Origin of the sequence: Pantoea sp. LMR881 (assembly GCF_027157825.1) — a bacterium.
Classification (GTDB): Bacteria; Pseudomonadota; Gammaproteobacteria; order Enterobacterales; family Enterobacteriaceae; genus Pantoea; species Pantoea haifensis.
Window position 1 is genome coordinate 2,312,791 of sequence record NZ_JAPVOK010000002.1, and the last position, 17,451, is coordinate 2,330,241.

The following is a 17,451-nucleotide window of genomic DNA, read 5'->3' on the forward strand; positions in this document are numbered from 1 at the left end:
CAAAGTAAAGCAGGGCATTGCGCCACTTTCCAGGGTGGCGCACTCTTTCTGGACTCTCCCAATGAGCAAAAACGCAAAGCTGACTGTTCTCGGCAGTATCAATGCAGACCATATTCTTAATTTGGCGCACTTTCCTCGTCCCGGCGAAACGGTGATCGGGAAGCAGTATCAAATTGCGTTTGGTGGCAAAGGCGCTAATCAGGCGGTTGCCGCGGGGCGTGCCGGGGCTGATATCGCCTTTATCGCCTGTGTTGGTGCCGACGACATGGGGGAGCGCATCCGCCAGCAGTTAGCGCAGGACAACATTGACGTAACCTCTGTTGAACGTATTGAAAATGAGTCAACGGGCGTGGCAATGATCTTCGTTAATGGTGAAGGTGAGAATAATATCGGCATCTATCCCGGCGCGAATGCGTCATTAACGGTGGATTACGTTGAGCGCCATCAACAGCTGATTGCCGACGCTGACGCGCTGCTTATGCAGCTGGAGTCGCCTCTGGAAAGCGTGCTGGCGGCGGCGAAAATTGCTCGCCGGCATCAAACCCAGGTGATCCTGAATCCCGCCCCGGCAACGAAATTGTCAGATGCGCTGTTATCACGGGTCGATATCATCACGCCAAACGAAACGGAAGCGGAAATCCTGACGGGTATTGCGGTGAACAGTGATGAAGATGCCGCGCGTGCGGCTGAGGTGCTACATGCCAAAGGTATTGCAACGGTTTTAATTACTCTGGGACGGCGTGGCGTATGGCTAAGTGAACAGGGGCAGGGTCAGCGTATTGCCGGATTTAGCGTAAAAGCTGTGGATACCATCGCAGCCGGTGATACGTTTAATGGCGCGTTTATTACCGCACGCCTGGAAGGTAAAGCAATAGACGACGCGGTACGATTTGCCCATGCCGCCGCCGCGATTGCGGTTACACGACCCGGCGCGCAGCCTTCTGTACCCTGGCGTGCAGAAATTGATGATTTTATGCAACAGCAGGATTAATCGCTTGGCCACCATGAAAGATGTCGCTCGCAAAGCGGGCGTCTCAACCTCAACGGTTTCTCACGTCATTAATAACAATCGTTTTGTTAGCGATGGCGTGCGAGAAAAAGTTGAACTGGCAATCCGTGAATTAAACTACGCACCATCAGCACTGGCGCGCAGTTTGAAAATCAACCAAACGCACACTATTGGCATGCTGCTTACCGCAAGCAGTAACCCCTTTTATGCAGAAGTTGTGCGTGGCGTTGAAGATAGCTGTTACGAACGGGGCTACAGCCTGATCCTGTGCAACACGGCTGGTGATGAAGAACGCATGAATCGCAGCCTGGAAACGCTGCTGCAAAAGCGTGTTGATGGTTTGCTGATCATGTGTACAGAGAGCCATCTGCCCTCAGCGGATATTCTGAATCGCTACCCTTCTATTCCTACCGTCATGATGGACTGGGCACCTTTTGAAGAGCGCGGTGACATCATTCAGGACAATGCGTTACTGGGCGGCGAGCTGGCGACACAGCATTTAATCGACAGCGGATATACACGTATTGCCTGTATTGCCGGGCCGCTCGATAAAACGCCGGCACGTATGCGCCTTGAGGGATATCAAAATGCCATGGCTAAAAACGGTTTGCCGATACTGCCGGGATACGTAGTGAACGGTGATTTTGAATTCCGGGGTGGCTATAACGCGATGATTGAATTGCTGGCGCTGGATACACCGCCGCAAGCTGTTTTCACCAGCAATGATGCAATGGCAGTGGGTGTTTATCACGCCTTGTTTCAGGAAGGACTTACCATTCCGCACGATGTGGCGGTGATGGGATACGACGATATCGAGCTGGCGCGTTATCTGTCGCCTCCGCTAACCACCGTTCACCAACCTAAAGATGAACTGGGCGAACTGGCAATTGATACTTTAATACATCGTCTGAGCGATCCCGACGCCAGCCCGCAAACGCTGGTCCTGACGCCGGAATTGGTCATACGTGGTTCTGCTTAAGCAGCTTTCTTCTTTTTATCGCGATTGGTAATCAGGTTGCGGCCATCACCATGACGCAACATCATGAATGTCAGTGCTGACAACACCGTGACCACACCCATGGTCAGGAACGTGGCATGAAACTGTTCCACAGTGCTGGTTTCAAACGCTTGATAGAAGCGCAGCACTGCAGCACTGACCGCGACCCCAAAACTGATCGCCAACTGTTGCGTAACGGCCAGCACACTGTTTCCACCGCTGGCGTTATCATCATCTAAATCGGCCAGGGTAATGGTGTTCATTGCCGTGAACTGCGTTGACATCGCCATGCCGAGAACAAAAAGCGGTATTAATAAGATGATGACGCTCTCAGCGGGCGACTGAAGGGCAAAGGTTGCAATCAGAATACCAATAATCACCGTAATGCCGACCAGAACGTGGCGATAACCAAACCAGCGTAGCAGTTGCGTTACCGTTGACTTAGCCAGAATGGAGCCGATTGCCGTGGGTGCCATCATGCAGCCAGCGATAATAGCGGAATAACCAAAACCGACCTGGAGCATTAACGGCATGAGAAAAGGAACGCATCCCGTTCCAAGGCGCGACGCAATATTGCCAATGATACCCACCGAAAAAGTGCGAGTTTTGAACATCGGTAAATTGATCAGAGGTGAAGGATGGCGACGCGCATGGGCTATATAAAGAAGAAGCAACATCACGCCGGTGAATAACACCCCGGCTGCCAGCCAGGCAGAAACGATGCGCTCACCAAACAGTTCGATGCCAATCGAAATCATCACCAGCCCAACGCCAAATAGCACAAACCCCAGAAAGTCGAAGCGACGCTTAGGCGTGGTGAAATCCGGCATATATTTACGTGCATAGAAAATGCCGAGAATGCCGATGGGAATGTTAATCAGGAAGATCCAGTGCCAGCTTGCGTAAGTCACCATCAGGCCGCCCAGTAACGGGCCTAAAATAGGCCCGACTAAACCCGGCATAGTGACAAAGTTAAGTACCGGTAGCAGCTCGCTACGGGGATAAGCACGCAGCAGAGCAAGACGTGCGACAGGCATCATCATTGCGCCGCCGATGCCCTGAATGATGCGTGACATCACCAGCACAGAAAGTGTCTGTGACAGGGCGCAGGCTAACGAACCTAAAGTAAACAGTGAAACGGCGGCGATAAACACTTTTCGCGTGCCATATCTGTCGGCAAGCCAGCCGCTGACAGGAATTAGCATGGCGACAGTTAGCGTGTAGCTAATAATGGCTGACTGCATGGCAAGTGGAGAACGTTCAAGGCTGGTGGCGATAGCGGGTAGAGCGGTATTAAGAATGGTGGCATCCAGTGCCTGCATGAAAAACGCCATGGCAGCAATCCATGGCAGACCGGCCATACTGCGCGCGGATCGGATCATTGAGCGTCCTTTTTAGAGGTTATCCGGTATAAGAAAGAAAAGAATAGCATTGGGCACAGCACGCGGTGAGCGCCTTTTGGTCTCTAACCGTGCTTTTTTGTGCGTTATTCCATCGGGAAATGGCTGCTTTTACAGCGATAGATTAAAAAAGAAACGGTCAGTAAAATTATTTGATATTACCCCTTGTCAGCCCGCAGGAACTCCCTATAATGCGCCTCCACTGACACGGCACACCGGCTTACGGAATGACGGGTCGGGAGGTTCAGGAGACTGAGCCGCCGGAGAAAAAACTTCGAAAAAAGAAGTTGACTCTGAAGGAGGTTAGCGTAATATACGCCACCTCGCGACAGACGGTTAACCCGCTGGTCGCACCGCTCTTTAACAATTTATCAGACAATCTGTGTGGGCACTCGCAGGATTGATATCAGCGTCTCCGGACGTAAAAAATATCAAGTCTCTGCTGGGTGAACACGTAATTCATTACGAAGTTTAATTCACAGAGCATCGCTTCACGGGTTGAAGCAAATCAAACTTTAAATTGAAGAGTTTGATCATGGCTCAGATTGAACGCTGGCGGCAGGCCTAACACATGCAAGTCGGACGGTAGCACAGGAGAGCTTGCTCTTTGGGTGACGAGTGGCGGACGGGTGAGTAATGTCTGGGGATCTGCCCGATGGAGGGGGATAACCACTGGAAACGGTGGCTAATACCGCATAACGTCGCAAGACCAAAGTGGGGGACCTTCGGGCCTCACACCATCGGATGAACCCAGATGGGATTAGCTAGTAGGCGGGGTAACGGCCCACCTAGGCGACGATCCCTAGCTGGTCTGAGAGGATGACCAGCCACACTGGAACTGAGACACGGTCCAGACTCCTACGGGAGGCAGCAGTGGGGAATATTGCACAATGGGCGCAAGCCTGATGCAGCCATGCCGCGTGTATGAAGAAGGCCTTCGGGTTGTAAAAGTACTTTCAGCGGGGAGGAAGGGATGAGGTTTAATACGCCTCGTCATTGACGTTACCCGCAGAAGAAGCACCGGCTAACTCCGTGCCAGCAGCCGCGGTAATACGGAGGGTGCAAGCGTTAATCGGAATTACTGGGCGTAAAGCGCACGCAGGCGGTCTGTTAAGTCAGATGTGAAATCCCCGGGCTTAACCTGGGAACTGCATTTGAAACTGGCAGGCTTGAGTCTCGTAGAGGGGGGTAGAATTCCAGGTGTAGCGGTGAAATGCGTAGAGATCTGGAGGAATACCGGTGGCGAAGGCGGCCCCCTGGACGAAGACTGACGCTCAGGTGCGAAAGCGTGGGGAGCAAACAGGATTAGATACCCTGGTAGTCCACGCCGTAAACGATGTCGACTTGGAGGTTGTGCCCTTGAGGCGTGGCTTCCGGAGCTAACGCGTTAAGTCGACCGCCTGGGGAGTACGGCCGCAAGGTTAAAACTCAAATGAATTGACGGGGGCCCGCACAAGCGGTGGAGCATGTGGTTTAATTCGATGCAACGCGAAGAACCTTACCTACTCTTGACATCCACGGGATCGGGCAGAGATGCCTGAGTGCCTTCGGGAACCGTGAGACAGGTGCTGCATGGCTGTCGTCAGCTCGTGTTGTGAAATGTTGGGTTAAGTCCCGCAACGAGCGCAACCCTTATCCTTTGTTGCCAGCGATTCGGTCGGGAACTCAAAGGAGACTGCCGGTGATAAACCGGAGGAAGGTGGGGATGACGTCAAGTCATCATGGCCCTTACGAGTAGGGCTACACACGTGCTACAATGGCGCATACAAAGAGAAGCGACCTCGCGAGAGCAAGCGGACCTCATAAAGTGCGTCGTAGTCCGGATCGGAGTCTGCAACTCGACTCCGTGAAGTCGGAATCGCTAGTAATCGTGGATCAGAACGCCACGGTGAATACGTTCCCGGGCCTTGTACACACCGCCCGTCACACCATGGGAGTGGGTTGCAAAAGAAGTAGGTAGCTTAACCTCCGGGAGGGCGCTTACCACTTTGTGATTCATGACTGGGGTGAAGTCGTAACAAGGTAACCGTAGGGGAACCTGCGGTTGGATCACCTCCTTACCTGAAGATTCCTTCCCGCGAAGTGCTCACACAGATTGTCTGATAGAAAAGTAATGAGCAAGACGGCTGCGAAGTCGTGACACTGACGTGTCCCCTTCGTCTAGCGGTTAGGACTCCGCCCTTTCACGGCGGCAACAGGGGTTCGAATCCCCTAGGGGACGCCACTTGCTTGGTGACAGGTGAAAGGTGTCGCTGCTCAGTATCTCAAAACTGATTTGGTCAGCTGATGACCGCATCACGTTTGAGATATTTGCTCTTTAACAATCCGGAACAAGCTGAAAATTGAAACGACGCGTCGCGCCATTTCTCCGTAACAGGGAGTGGCACAGCGATGCGGACGAGTCTCTCAAATGCTTGCAGTCTGCAGCGTTGCAAAACGCCTGTGGGTTGTGAGGTTAAGCGACTAAGCGTACACGGTGGATGCCCTGGCAGTCAGAGGCGATGAAGGACGTGCTAATCTGCGTAAAGCGCCGGTAAGGTGATATGAACCGCTACAGCCGGCGATGTCCGAATGGGGAAACCCGGTGCACTCAGTGCATCATTGCAGCATGAATACATAGTGCTGCAAGGCGAACCGGGGGGAACTGAAACATCTAAGTACCCCGAGGAAAAGAAATCAACCGAGATTCCCCCAGTAGCGGCGAGCGAACGGGGAGCAGCCCAGAGCCTGAATCAGCTTGTGCACTAGTGGAAGCGTCTGGAAAGGCGCAGGGTACAGGGTGACACTCCCGTACACAAAAGTGCACGAGCTGTGAGCTCGATGAGTAAGGCGGGACACGTGGTATCCTGTCTGAACATCGGGGGACCATCCTCCAAGGCTAAATACTCCTGACTGACCGATAGTGAACCAGTACCGTGAGGGAAAGGCGAAAAGAACCCCGGCGAGGGGAGTGAAACAGAACCTGAAACCGTGTACGTACAAGCAGTGGGAGCCTTGTTTATGGTGTGACTGCGTACCTTTTGTATAATGGGTCAGCGACTTATATTCTGTAGCAAGGTTAACCGTATAGGGGAGCCGCAGGGAAACCGAGTCTTAACTGGGCGTTAAGTTGCAGGGTATAGACCCGAAACCCGGTGATCTAGCCATGGGCAGGTTGAAGGTTGGGTAACACTAACTGGAGGACCGAACCGACTAATGTTGAAAAATTAGCGGATGACCTGTGGCTGGGGGTGAAAGGCCAATCAAACCGGGAGATAGCTGGTTCTCCCCGAAAGCTATTTAGGTAGCGCCTCGTGAACTCATCTCCGGGGGTAGAGCACTGTTTCGGCTAGGGGGCCATCCCGGCTTACCAACCCGATGCAAACTGCGAATACCGGAGAATGTTATCACGGGAGACACACGGCGGGTGCTAACGTCCGTCGTGAAGAGGGAAACAACCCAGACCGCCAGCTAAGGTCCCGAAGTCATGGTTAAGTGGGAAACGATGTGGGAAGGCACAGACAGCCAGGATGTTGGCTTAGAAGCAGCCATCATTTAAAGAAAGCGTAATAGCTCACTGGTCGAGTCGGCCTGCGCGGAAGATGTAACGGGGCTAAACCATGCACCGAAGCTGCGGCAGCGACGCCATGCGTTGCTGGGTAGGGGAGCGTTCTGTAAGCCGCAGAAGGTGGTCCGTGAGGGCTGCTGGAGGTATCAGAAGTGCGAATGCTGACATAAGTAACGATAAAGCGGGTGAAAAGCCCGCTCGCCGGAAGACCAAGGGTTCCTGTCCAACGTTAATCGGGGCAGGGTGAGTCGACCCCTAAGGCGAGGCCGAAAGGCGTAGTCGATGGGAAACAGGTTAATATTCCTGTACTTGGTGTTACTGCGAAGGGGGGACGGAGAAGGTTAGGTCAGCCGGGCGACGGTCGTCCCGGTTTAAGCGTGTAGGCTGGTTATCCAGGCAAATCCGGATAATCAAGGCTGAGGCGTGACGACGAGGCTCCACGGAGCTGAAGTGACTGATACCCTGCTTCCAGGAAAAGCCTCTAAGCATCAGGTAACACGAAATCGTACCCCAAACCGACACAGGTGGTCAGGTAGAGAATACCAAGGCGCTTGAGAGAACTCGGGTGAAGGAACTAGGCAAAATGGTGCCGTAACTTCGGGAGAAGGCACGCTGGCGCGTAGGTGAAGGGACTTGCTCCCGGAGCCGAAGCCAGTCGAAGATACCAGCTGGCTGCAACTGTTTATTAAAAACACAGCACTGTGCAAACACGAAAGTGGACGTATACGGTGTGACGCCTGCCCGGTGCCGGAAGGTTAATTGATGGGGTTATCCGTAAGGAGAAGCTCTTGATCGAAGCCCCGGTAAACGGCGGCCGTAACTATAACGGTCCTAAGGTAGCGAAATTCCTTGTCGGGTAAGTTCCGACCTGCACGAATGGCGTAATGATGGCCAGGCTGTCTCCACCCGAGACTCAGTGAAATTGAACTCGCTGTGAAGATGCAGTGTACCCGCGGCAAGACGGAAAGACCCCGTGAACCTTTACTACAGCTTGACACTGAACATTGAGCCTTGATGTGTAGGATAGGTGGGAGGCTTTGAAGCGCGGACGCCAGTCCGCGTGGAGCCAACCTTGAAATACCACCCTTTAACGTTTGATGTTCTAACGTGGGCCCGTGATCCGGGCTGCGGACAGTGTCTGGTGGGTAGTTTGACTGGGGCGGTCTCCTCCCAAAGCGTAACGGAGGAGCACGAAGGTCAGCTAATCACGGTCGGACATCGTGAGGTTAGTGCAATGGCATAAGCTGGCTTGACTGCGAGCGTGACGGCGCGAGCAGGTGCGAAAGCAGGTCATAGTGATCCGGTGGTTCTGAATGGAAGGGCCATCGCTCAACGGATAAAAGGTACTCCGGGGATAACAGGCTGATACCGCCCAAGAGTTCATATCGACGGCGGTGTTTGGCACCTCGATGTCGGCTCATCACATCCTGGGGCTGAAGTAGGTCCCAAGGGTACGGCTGTTCGCCGTTTAAAGTGGTACGCGAGCTGGGTTTAGAACGTCGTGAGACAGTTCGGTCCCTATCTGCCGTGGGCGCTGGAAAACTGAGGGGGGTTGCTCCTAGTACGAGAGGACCGGAGTGAACGCACCGCTGGTGTTCGGGTTGTCATGCCAATGGCACTGCCCGGTAGCTAAGTGCGGAAGAGATAAGTGCTGAAAGCATCTAAGCACGAAACTTGCCCCGAGATGAGTTTTCCCTGACCCCTCGAGGGTCCTGAAGGGACGTTGAAGACGACGACGTTGATAGGCCGGGTGTGTAAGCGCAGCGATGCGTTGAGCTAACCGGTACTAATGACCCGTGAGGCTTAACCTTACAACGCCAGAGGCGTTTTTGAGAGACTTTCAGCTTGTGACGGATAATTCTGCGCGGCCCTGCGGGCGGCGCGGAGACAGAATTTGCCTGGCGGCACTAGCGCGGTGGTCCCACCTGACCCCATGCCGAACTCAGAAGTGAAACGCCGTAGCGCCGATGGTAGTGTGGGGTCTCCCCATGCGAGAGTAGGGAACTGCCAGGCATCCAACAGAAAAGGCCCCTGCGTCTGCAGGGGGCTTTTTTACGTCTGCAGAAAAGTGCTTTCAACGCAGCGCAAGCCAGTTCTTAATAAAATCAGCAATAACAGCAGGTTGATTCAGATCTAAAACGGGCAATTCCAGCTGTAAACATCGATCACTGGCTACAGCAATCACATGCTGATCCAGCAACTCCGCTATCTCACCTTTAACACCCGCACGCCACAACACTATTTTAGGTACCGCTTCACCTTTAAAACCTTCAACCAAAACTAAATCCAGCTCAGCGGCATCCATACGACTGACCAACTGGTGCAAATCAACCGGTTCCGCCAGAGGTGTTTCACACATCAATGCCCAACGCTGTGAGCTGGCGACCATCACCTGTGCGGCACCTGCTTTCCTTAACACATAACTGTCTTTACCTGGCGTGTCGATATCCATTAGATGATGCGTATGCTTAATTAAACCCACGCGAACGCCGCGCGACTTTAGCAAAGGAATAACCTTTTCCAGCAGCGTGGTTTTTCCCGTACCGCTCCAGGCGGCAATAGCAAGTAAGGGTAACGTCATATCAAAAACCCCTAATCAGATCTTGCGGTGAATTAACGTTACGAAACGCGGATTCATCGTCATTAAGTTGCACGGCGTGACCACCTTGCTCAAGCAAGAATTGCATTAAACGGCGCTCGCCACGTTGTAAATACGCTTCGAGTGCAACCGCTACCTTTCGATGAATAAGGGCTAATGTCGGATGATCTCGTGTTTGTGAACGCACCCAGACAGCGGATGCCTCACCTTTTCGCTGCATTAACTGCTGCACGTAATCAAGAGGAACGGCTGGCGTATCGCAAGCGCAAAAAACGGCCCACTCACTGGAGATAACCTTAAGCGCACTCAATATGCCACCCAGAGGCCCAGGGTAATCAGGTACAGAGTCTTGTATTACCTGACAGCCGCTCATCTGATAGCGATCAATATTACGGTTGGCGCTAATCATAACAATGTCTACTTGCGGACTGAGTCGCAGAAGAACATGCTGGTAAAGCGGCTTTCCGTCGAGCAGCAATAATCCTTTATCGTGACCGCCCATGCGACGGCCTTGACCGCCAGCCAAAATGACGCCGGTTAATCCTGTCATGAAGATGCCCTCACTTTTGGCTTTCGATTAATTATATTTCGAGGAAGAAAAGATGAAATGCCATCGCCTGAACGAATTGATTGAACTGCTACAACCCGCCTGGCAAAAAGAGCCTGATCTTAATCTGGTGACATTTTTACAGAAACTGGCGCAGGAGTCTGGTTTCAGTGGCCCATTAAGTGAATTAACGGATGACGTATTGATTTACCATTTGAAAATGCGTGATTCAGCTAAAGATGATGAAATTCCGGGTTTAAAGAAAGATTACGAAGCCGATTTTAAAACAGCATTACTGCGTGCTCGCGGTGTCATAAAAGAGGGTGAGTAAGGTATCCTTGCTAACTAACAGCAACGGCTTACATGAGTAATGAACAGGTATATGGATGAGCGAAGCCGCATTTAACTTCCAGACGCTGAATCCCGACATGATCCTTGATGCGCTTTGGGATGCGGGAATTCGTGTCGAATCGGGGCTGACAGCCCTGAACAGCTATGAGAATCGTGTTTATCAGTTTAGTGACGATGAAAAACGACGTTACGTAGCAAAATTTTATCGGCCACAACGGTGGCGAGCAGAACAAATTGAGGAAGAGCATCTGTTTGCAACTGACTTACAGGCTGATGAAGTGCCTGTTGCCGCACCTCTTAAACTGCAAGGCCACACCCTAAAAACATATTCAGGCTTCTTTTTTGCTGTCTTTCCCAGCTCAGGCGGGCGGCAATATGAAACCGATAACGAAGAGCAGCTGGAATGGGTAGGCCGTTTTTTAGGGCGCATTCATCAAACCGGACGCAAATCGCTGTTTAAACACCGTCCAACAATGGGGATGGATGAGTATCTCCATCAGCCCCGGCTGACGCTGGAACAGACAAACTTAGTGCCTGCTAAGCTCAAAGCTGCGCTATTACAGGCTGTTGATAAGCTGGGTGATACGCTGCAACAACGCTGGCATAACGCGTGGCATCCGCTGCGATTACATGGCGATTGCCATCCAGGTAATATTTTGTGGCGTGACGGCCCTCTGTTTGTCGATTTGGATGATGCGCGCAATGGGCCGGCTGTTCAGGATCTCTGGATGCTGATCAATGGTGATCGCCAGGAACAGCGTATTCAATGGGATATTTTACTGGAGGCTTATAGTGAATTCAGTGAGTTTGATATTCATGAATTGTCACTGATTGAGCCTTTACGGGCGATGCGCATGGTTTATTATCTGGCCTGGATTGTGCGGCGTTGGCAGGATCCCGCCTTTCCACGCGCTTTTCCCTGGATGACCGATGAAGATTTCTGGCGCAGACAGATTTCGCAATTTACCGAGCAGGAGAAACTGTTACAGGAACCCCCTTTGCAGCTTACTCCGCAATTTTAATGAAGAAGTCAGGAGAATTTTTCACGATGAAAAAGATTTGGTTTGCACTGATTGGTTTAGTGCTGGCGTTTAGCGCATCTGCTGCACAATTCACCGACGGAAAACAGTACGTGAGTTTGCAGAAGCCGGTTGCAGGTGAGCCTCAGGTGATGGAGTTCTTCTCCTTTTTCTGCCCACACTGCTATCAGTTTGAACATGTTTATCACGTTAGTGATGCCGTGAAAAAGAACCTGCCAGCAGATGTAAAAGTCGTGAAATATCACGTCGATTTTCTTGGCGGAGATCTTGGCCCGGTCGTAACGCATTCCTGGGCCGTTGCGATGGCATTAGGTGTCGAAGATAAAGTCACCGCGCCTGTTTTTGATGGCATCCAAAAATCTCAAACTATTACCGACGCAGCCAGTCTGAAAGAGACTTTTATTCAGGCGGCAGGCATCTCATCTGAAGAATATGATGCAGCCTGGAACAGCTTTGCCGTAAAAGCCCTGGTTGCTCAGCAGCAAAAAAGCCGCTGCGGATATGAATCTTCAGGGTGTGCCTGCCATGTTTATCAATGGCAAATATATGGTCAATAATGGCGGCCTGGATACCAGCTCGATGGATAACTTCGTAGCAGACTATGCAAACGTCGTAAAATTCCTGGTCGATAAAAAGTAATTTCAGTCGATATAAAGCAAAACGCCAGATTAGCTGGCGTTTTTTTTGGTGAAAAACTCCAGATCAACGCCCCACACGCCAGGGCATAAATTTAATATCCACACAAGGGATCGCGTAATTAAAAATCGCGATCGAGTCACGGATTTTACTTAACCTTTTGTTATTAAATGATTTAGTGATAAGTGTGAATGTTTTTTAATGTAAATAACAAGACGTTAGAATTTTTACGCACAAACTTATCCACAGCATGATCTTTGCGATCGCTATGCCAGACTCATTAAAAAAGCGTGAAGATCTTAGCCTTAATTCAACATTCTTCTCAAGCTGTGGCATCCTTATAGGCCAATCCACGGCAACGAAGAATAGACAGACTTATGGCGCAAATAGCAGAAAATCCCCTGATTCTGGTTGATGGCTCATCTTACCTTTACCGCGCGTATCACGCTTTTCCGCCGCTGACTAACAGTGCAGGTGAGCCAACGGGTGCTATGTACGGCGTGCTTAATATGCTTAAAAGCCTGCTAAACCAATACAATCCAAGCCATGTTGCTGTGGTTTTTGACGCCAAGGGCAAAACATTCCGAGACGAACTGTTTGAACACTATAAATCTCATCGCCCACCGATGCCTGATGATCTCCGTGCTCAAATCGAACCGCTGCATGAAATGGTTAAAGCGATGGGATTGCCTTTACTGGCAGTAAGTGGTGTCGAAGCGGATGATGTTATCGGTACGTTAGCACTGGAAGCGGAGTCAAAAGGCCGTCCGGTGTTAATCAGTACAGGCGATAAAGATATGGCGCAGCTGGTGACGCCTGGCATTACGCTTATCAATACCATGACCAATACTATTCTGGGCCCGGAAGAGGTCGAACAAAAGTATGGTGTACCGCCATCATTAATCATCGATTTTCTTGCCATGATGGGGGACAGCTCAGATAACATTCCGGGTGTGCCTGGCGTCGGTGAGAAAACGGCGCAGGCGCTGTTACAAGGTTTAGGCGGCATGCATTCAATTTATGACAATCTGGACAATGTCGCCGGGCTTTCATTCCGCGGTGCCAAAACCATGGCGGCTAAGCTGGAACAAAACCGTGATGTGGCTTTTCTCTCTTATCAACTGGCCACCATTAAAACGGATGTTAAGCTCGATTTGCCGTGTGAGGCGCTCACAGTAAGTGAACCTGATGTCACTGCGTTACATACGCTGTTTAGTCGTTATGAGTTCAAACGCTGGTTAGCAGACCTGCAAGATGGAAAATGGCTACAGGGCAAAAAGAGCAATCAACAGGCACAGAAAGTCGTCTCAGAAGAACCGATTCCGCAACAGGCTGAAGCGTCAAGTGTGCTTTCCGCTGACGGCTACGTCACCATTCTTGATCAACAAACGTTTGAAAGTTGGTTAGACAAACTCAAAAACAGCGACGTTTTTGCTTTTGATCTGGAAACCGATTCGCTTGATACGCTGAGTGCTAACATCATCGGTATTAGTTTTGCGGTTGCGCCTGGCGAAGCGGCTTACCTTCCGGTGGCACATGACTATCTGGATGCGCCAGAACAGCTTGATCGCAAAGCGGTACTGGAACAATTAAAGCCGCTGCTGGAAGATGAAACAGCCTTTAAGGTCGGCCAAAACCTGAAGTATGATCGTGGCGTGTTAAAGAATTACGATATTGAACTGGCGGGCATTAAGTTTGACACGATGCTGGAGTCTTACATCCTCAATAGCGTGATTGGCAAACACGATATGGATAGCCTCGCGGCACGCTGGTTGAATCACAAGACCGTGACGTTTGAAGAAATCGCCGGTAAAGGTAAAAACCAGCTCACCTTTAATCAGATCGCGCTAGAGCAGGCGGCGCATTACGCTGCTGAAGATGCTGATGTCACGCTGCAGTTGCATCTGAAGATGTGGCCAGAAATTGAAAAAGAAGCGGGCCCGAAAAACATTTTTGAGCATATCGAAGTGCCGTTACTGACAGTCATTTCACGCATCGAACGTAATGGCGTACTCATTGACCAAAACATTTTGGCACAACACTCAAAAGAGCTGACGACGCGGCTGGCTGAGCTGGAACAAAAAGCGCATGAGCTGGCGGGAGAGCCTTTCAATCTCTCTTCTACAAAACAGTTACAGGTCATTTTGTTTGAAAAGCAAGGCATAAAACCGACGAAAAAAACGCCGGGCGGCGCGCCTTCGACCAGTGAAGAAGTGTTAGCGGAGCTGGCATTAGATTATCCACTGCCCAAAGTCATTTTGGAACATCGTGGCCTGTCTAAACTGAAATCGACCTATACCGACAAGCTGCCGCAGATGATTAATCCACTCAGCGGTCGCGTTCATACTTCCTATCATCAGGCAGTGACAGCCACAGGCCGCCTCTCGTCTACCGATCCCAATCTGCAGAATATTCCTGTACGTAATGATGAAGGCCGACGTATTCGTCAGGCATTCATTGCTGCCAGAGGGAACCGCATTGTAGCGGCTGACTATTCTCAAATCGAACTGCGCATCATGGCGCATCTGTCACAAGATAAAGGCCTGCTGGATGCATTCGCCCATGGAGAAGACATTCACCGTGCAACGGCTTCAGAAGTATTTGGTGTGGCGCTGGACAAAGTGAGCGGTGAACAGCGCCGCAGCGCAAAAGCGATCAACTTTGGTCTGATTTATGGCATGAGCGCATTTGGTCTGTCCCGCCAGCTCAACATTGGTGCAGGCGAAGCGAAAAAGTATATGGATCTTTACTTTGAACGTTATCCTGGCGTGTTGCGCTACATGGAGAATACCCGCCAACAGGCGGCAGAAAAGGGCTATGTTGAAACCCTGGATGGTCGCCGCTTGTGGTTGCCGGATATTAAATCCAGCAATGCCATGCGACGCAAAGCAGCGGAACGTGCTGCGATTAACGCACCGATGCAAGGCACTGCCGCAGACATCATCAAGCGCGCAATGATTGCCGTTGATGACTGGCTGGAGCAGCAGAACAACGATGCTGTGAAAATGATCATGCAGGTACACGATGAACTGGTGTTTGAGATTAATGCTGATGTGATTGATTCAGCCAGTCAGCAGATCCGCACGTTAATGGAAGGCAGCATGCAGCTGGATGTACCACTGCTGGTGGAAATTGGTGTGGGCGATAACTGGGATCAAGCCCACTAAACATAACACGCGGGCCGATGCCACCTGCCCGTCATCGGCCAGTCTGAAACCATAAGTTTATTGTTTACCTAATCGGTTCAGCCCGTGCTGAATTGACCGGGTAAACAGTAGGCGCACTAACTACTTATCGACTAAGCACTTTTTAGTAATTAAACTACAACGTCGCTCTGTTTTTGTGACGCGCTCGGTAAAAAAACCGCTTTTTCATGTAAGTAAGCAACAAAAAACGCTTTGTCGTCCACAAAAAATCAGGTAAAGTTCAAGGCGTAGGGTACAGAGGTAAGATGTTCTATCTTTCAGACCTTTTACTTCACGTAATCGGATTTGGCTGAATATTAGCCGCCCCAGTCATTATATGACTGGGGCGTTTTTTATTGGGCTTTTTCTGCTGTTAACGCATCAGCTCGCAACGCTGTAGTTACACAACAGCGTCGTTATCTTTGCTGTCACGTGCCGGTTCCAGATCATTAAACCAGCTGTCCAGTTTGTGTCGCACTTTATCGACGCCCAGCTTATTCAGCGACGAAAACATCTCCACCTGAACATCGCCCATAAAGGCCAGTGAAGCTTCACGCACCATATTTAGCTGCGCTTTTCGTGCACCCGAGGCGAGTTTGTCGGCTTTTGTCAGCAATAACAGCACGGGAATTTCACTTTCCACGGCCCACTGAATCATCTGCTGATCGAGATCTTTTAATGGATGGCGAATATCCATCAGGACAACCAGGCCTTTCAGCGCCTGACGTTTTTGTAAATATTCGCCAAGTGCGCGCTGCCATTTTAGCTTCATCTCTTCCGGTACTTCGGCATAGCCGTAACCGGGTAAATCAACCAGACGCTTACCTTCAGCCACTTCAAAAAGGTTGATCAACTGAGTACGGCCAGGCGTCTTACTGGTGCGAGCCAGACTTTTTTGGTTGGTAAGTGTATTTAGCGCGCTTGATTTACCGGCATTGGAGCGTCCCGCAAAAGCGACTTCAATCCCCGTATCAGAGGGCAGATGACGAATGTCAGGGGCGCTCAGCACAAAGCGGGTAACGTGATAATTAAGTTCAGACAAGGTAACACTCCAGAATACGCGTAAAGGCAATGGCGCTGATTATACGCATTATGGCGCTAAAGTGCTCAACGACGTCATTTCTCACAATTTTGTAAGCGATCAGCCATAAATACTGCCAGTAATGTCATCTTTTTATAGTAAAAGTAAAAATAAAAAAACATTTTTATTCAGTTAGTTACGCCAGAAGATTGCTGTTTGCGTAAAAATTAATGCCAGGTCTGGCTTGAGGGTTTTATCAATTGGTCTACATTATTCAGCAGTGCATGGTAGCACCCATCAGGAGGATGCGCTCAGGGATATCAGGATGATAAAGAGCACTGGAGTGGAAATGGTCATGGAATGCGGCCAGGCATGGAAAGGGAAACGCTCAGGAGTCGAGCTGGCACGGGATAAACCGGGATGTTATGGGCCAAAAGGATTTATAATGTAATTCCTTCTCTGGAAGGTATGAAATAAGGCGACAGCTTGAGCTGTCGCCTTTTTTCTTTGTCTGCTTTCTGCTAGATTTCGCCGCAATTCTATACTGAATAAAAAACGCCGAGACTAAATACTATGAAGCAACCTGCACGAGCTGCGAACGGCAAACCTGCCGCCAGGGCCAAACGCAAATCGCGTGAAGAAATAAATATGGAAGCACGCGATCGCAAGCGAGAGAAAAAACATCGCGGCCATGCGTCAGGCAGCCGTGCGAATCCTGAAACTCAGAACAGCAAAAGCGGGCGCCAGAGTCCTAAAGCGAAAGATCCACGCATTGGCAGTAAAAAACCTATAGCGTTGATTGCTGAAGGCCAAACCGCACCAGCAAAAGTGAAAAAAGCACCGACAAAACCCGTGGCTGAAAAAGTCCGCCTCAGCCCTGAAGAGGAGCTGGCGAAGCTGGAAAATGATCCCCGTCTGGATGAGTTGCTCGATCGCCTTGAAAATGGCGAAACGCTGACAGCTGAAGATCAAGGCTGGCTGGATGCAGCCCTTGATCGCATCGATGAGTTGATGGAGCAATTAGGCATCGCTATGGATGATGACGAAGATGAGCAGGCTGAAGAAGATATGTATCGCCTGCTGAAGGGCAACTAAGCTTTTCGATCGGCATGCGTGCAA

At 50.7% G+C, this 17,451-nt stretch carries 11 protein-coding genes, 1 tRNA gene, 3 rRNA genes and 1 pseudogene; 12 read left to right on the forward strand and 4 right to left on the reverse strand.

Annotated elements, in window-relative coordinates; translation table 11 throughout:
* Positions 1-61: 61 nt before the first annotated feature.
* Both rbsK and rbsR read left to right on the forward strand, forming a co-directional pair.
* Entirely contained in the window at positions 62-991 is a 930-nt protein-coding gene (gene rbsK, locus O3W44_RS12660) for a ribokinase (RefSeq protein ID WP_269293337.1), read from the forward strand.
* 4 nt (positions 992-995) lie between these two features.
* On the forward strand, positions 996-1,988 hold the full coding sequence (rbsR, locus tag O3W44_RS12665) for a ribose operon transcriptional repressor RbsR (RefSeq protein ID WP_442954629.1): 993 nt from the start codon (positions 996-998) through the stop codon (positions 1,986-1,988).
* Here rbsR and mdtD read toward each other — a convergent pair.
* Positions 1,985-3,388 carry a multidrug transporter subunit MdtD gene (gene mdtD / locus O3W44_RS12670; RefSeq protein WP_269293338.1) on the reverse strand — a complete coding sequence of 468 codons (1,404 nt, stop codon included), beginning with the start codon at positions 3,386-3,388 and terminating at the stop codon, positions 1,985-1,987. The genes rbsR and mdtD overlap by 4 nt on opposite strands.
* A gap of 535 nt (positions 3,389-3,923) precedes the next feature.
* On the opposite strand from mdtD, the gene O3W44_RS12675 reads away from it, so the two are divergent.
* From O3W44_RS12675 to rrf, 4 genes are all read left to right on the forward strand, one after another.
* Positions 3,924-5,466 (forward strand): 16S ribosomal RNA (locus O3W44_RS12675).
* An 89-nt stretch (positions 5,467-5,555) separates the two neighbouring features.
* Positions 5,556-5,630: transfer RNA gene (locus tag O3W44_RS12680), tRNA-Glu, on the forward strand.
* 229 nt (positions 5,631-5,859) lie between these two features.
* Positions 5,860-8,764: ribosomal RNA gene (locus O3W44_RS12685) — 23S ribosomal RNA — on the forward strand.
* Positions 8,765-8,850: 86 nt separating this feature from the next.
* A 5S ribosomal RNA gene (gene rrf / locus O3W44_RS12690) occupies positions 8,851-8,966 on the forward strand.
* Together the 16S, 23S and 5S rRNA genes with 1 tRNA gene alongside form the textbook arrangement of a ribosomal RNA operon.
* Positions 8,967-9,027: 61 nt before the next feature.
* Here rrf and mobB read toward each other — a convergent pair.
* Positions 9,028-9,534, reverse strand: a complete 507-nt coding sequence (gene mobB / locus O3W44_RS12695; protein ID WP_269293339.1) for a molybdopterin-guanine dinucleotide biosynthesis protein MobB — start codon at positions 9,532-9,534, stop codon at positions 9,028-9,030.
* Between the two features lies 1 nt (position 9,535).
* Entirely contained in the window at positions 9,536-10,102 is a 567-nt protein-coding gene (gene mobA / locus O3W44_RS12700) for a molybdenum cofactor guanylyltransferase MobA (protein ID WP_269293340.1), read from the reverse strand.
* A gap of 52 nt (positions 10,103-10,154) precedes the next feature.
* Between mobA and O3W44_RS12705 the strand changes: the two genes are divergently transcribed.
* From O3W44_RS12705 to O3W44_RS24980, 5 genes and pseudogenes are all read left to right on the forward strand, one after another.
* Entirely contained in the window at positions 10,155-10,430 is a 276-nt protein-coding gene (locus tag O3W44_RS12705) for a YihD family protein (protein WP_269293341.1), read from the forward strand.
* Positions 10,431-10,485: 55 nt separating this feature from the next.
* Positions 10,486-11,472 (forward strand): serine/threonine protein kinase, encoded by a 987-nt coding sequence (locus O3W44_RS12710; RefSeq protein WP_269293342.1) that lies wholly within the window; start codon positions 10,486-10,488, stop codon positions 11,470-11,472.
* Positions 11,473-11,498: 26 nt separating this feature from the next.
* A pseudogene (gene dsbA / locus O3W44_RS12715) lies at positions 11,499-12,129 on the forward strand (thiol:disulfide interchange protein DsbA).
* A gap of 374 nt (positions 12,130-12,503) precedes the next feature.
* Positions 12,504-15,293, forward strand: a complete 2,790-nt coding sequence (gene polA, locus O3W44_RS12720; protein WP_269293344.1) for a DNA polymerase I — start codon at positions 12,504-12,506, stop codon at positions 15,291-15,293.
* A 284-nt stretch (positions 15,294-15,577) separates the two neighbouring features.
* Positions 15,578-15,625: a spot 42 RNA, inhibition of DNA synthesis gene (locus O3W44_RS24980; RefSeq protein WP_071892919.1), complete on the forward strand. Its 48-nt coding sequence runs from the start codon at positions 15,578-15,580 to the stop codon at positions 15,623-15,625.
* An 86-nt stretch (positions 15,626-15,711) separates the two neighbouring features.
* Here the strand turns inward: O3W44_RS24980 and yihA are convergent, their stop codons facing one another.
* Complete coding sequence (gene yihA / locus O3W44_RS12725; RefSeq protein WP_269293345.1) at positions 15,712-16,353, reverse strand: ribosome biogenesis GTP-binding protein YihA/YsxC; 642 nt, start codon at positions 16,351-16,353, stop codon at positions 15,712-15,714.
* Positions 16,354-16,905: 552 nt separating this feature from the next.
* Here yihA and yihI point away from each other — a divergent pair.
* Complete coding sequence (gene yihI / locus O3W44_RS12730; RefSeq protein ID WP_269293346.1) at positions 16,906-17,427, forward strand: Der GTPase-activating protein YihI; 522 nt, start codon at positions 16,906-16,908, stop codon at positions 17,425-17,427.
* Positions 17,428-17,451: the final 24 nt, after the last annotated feature.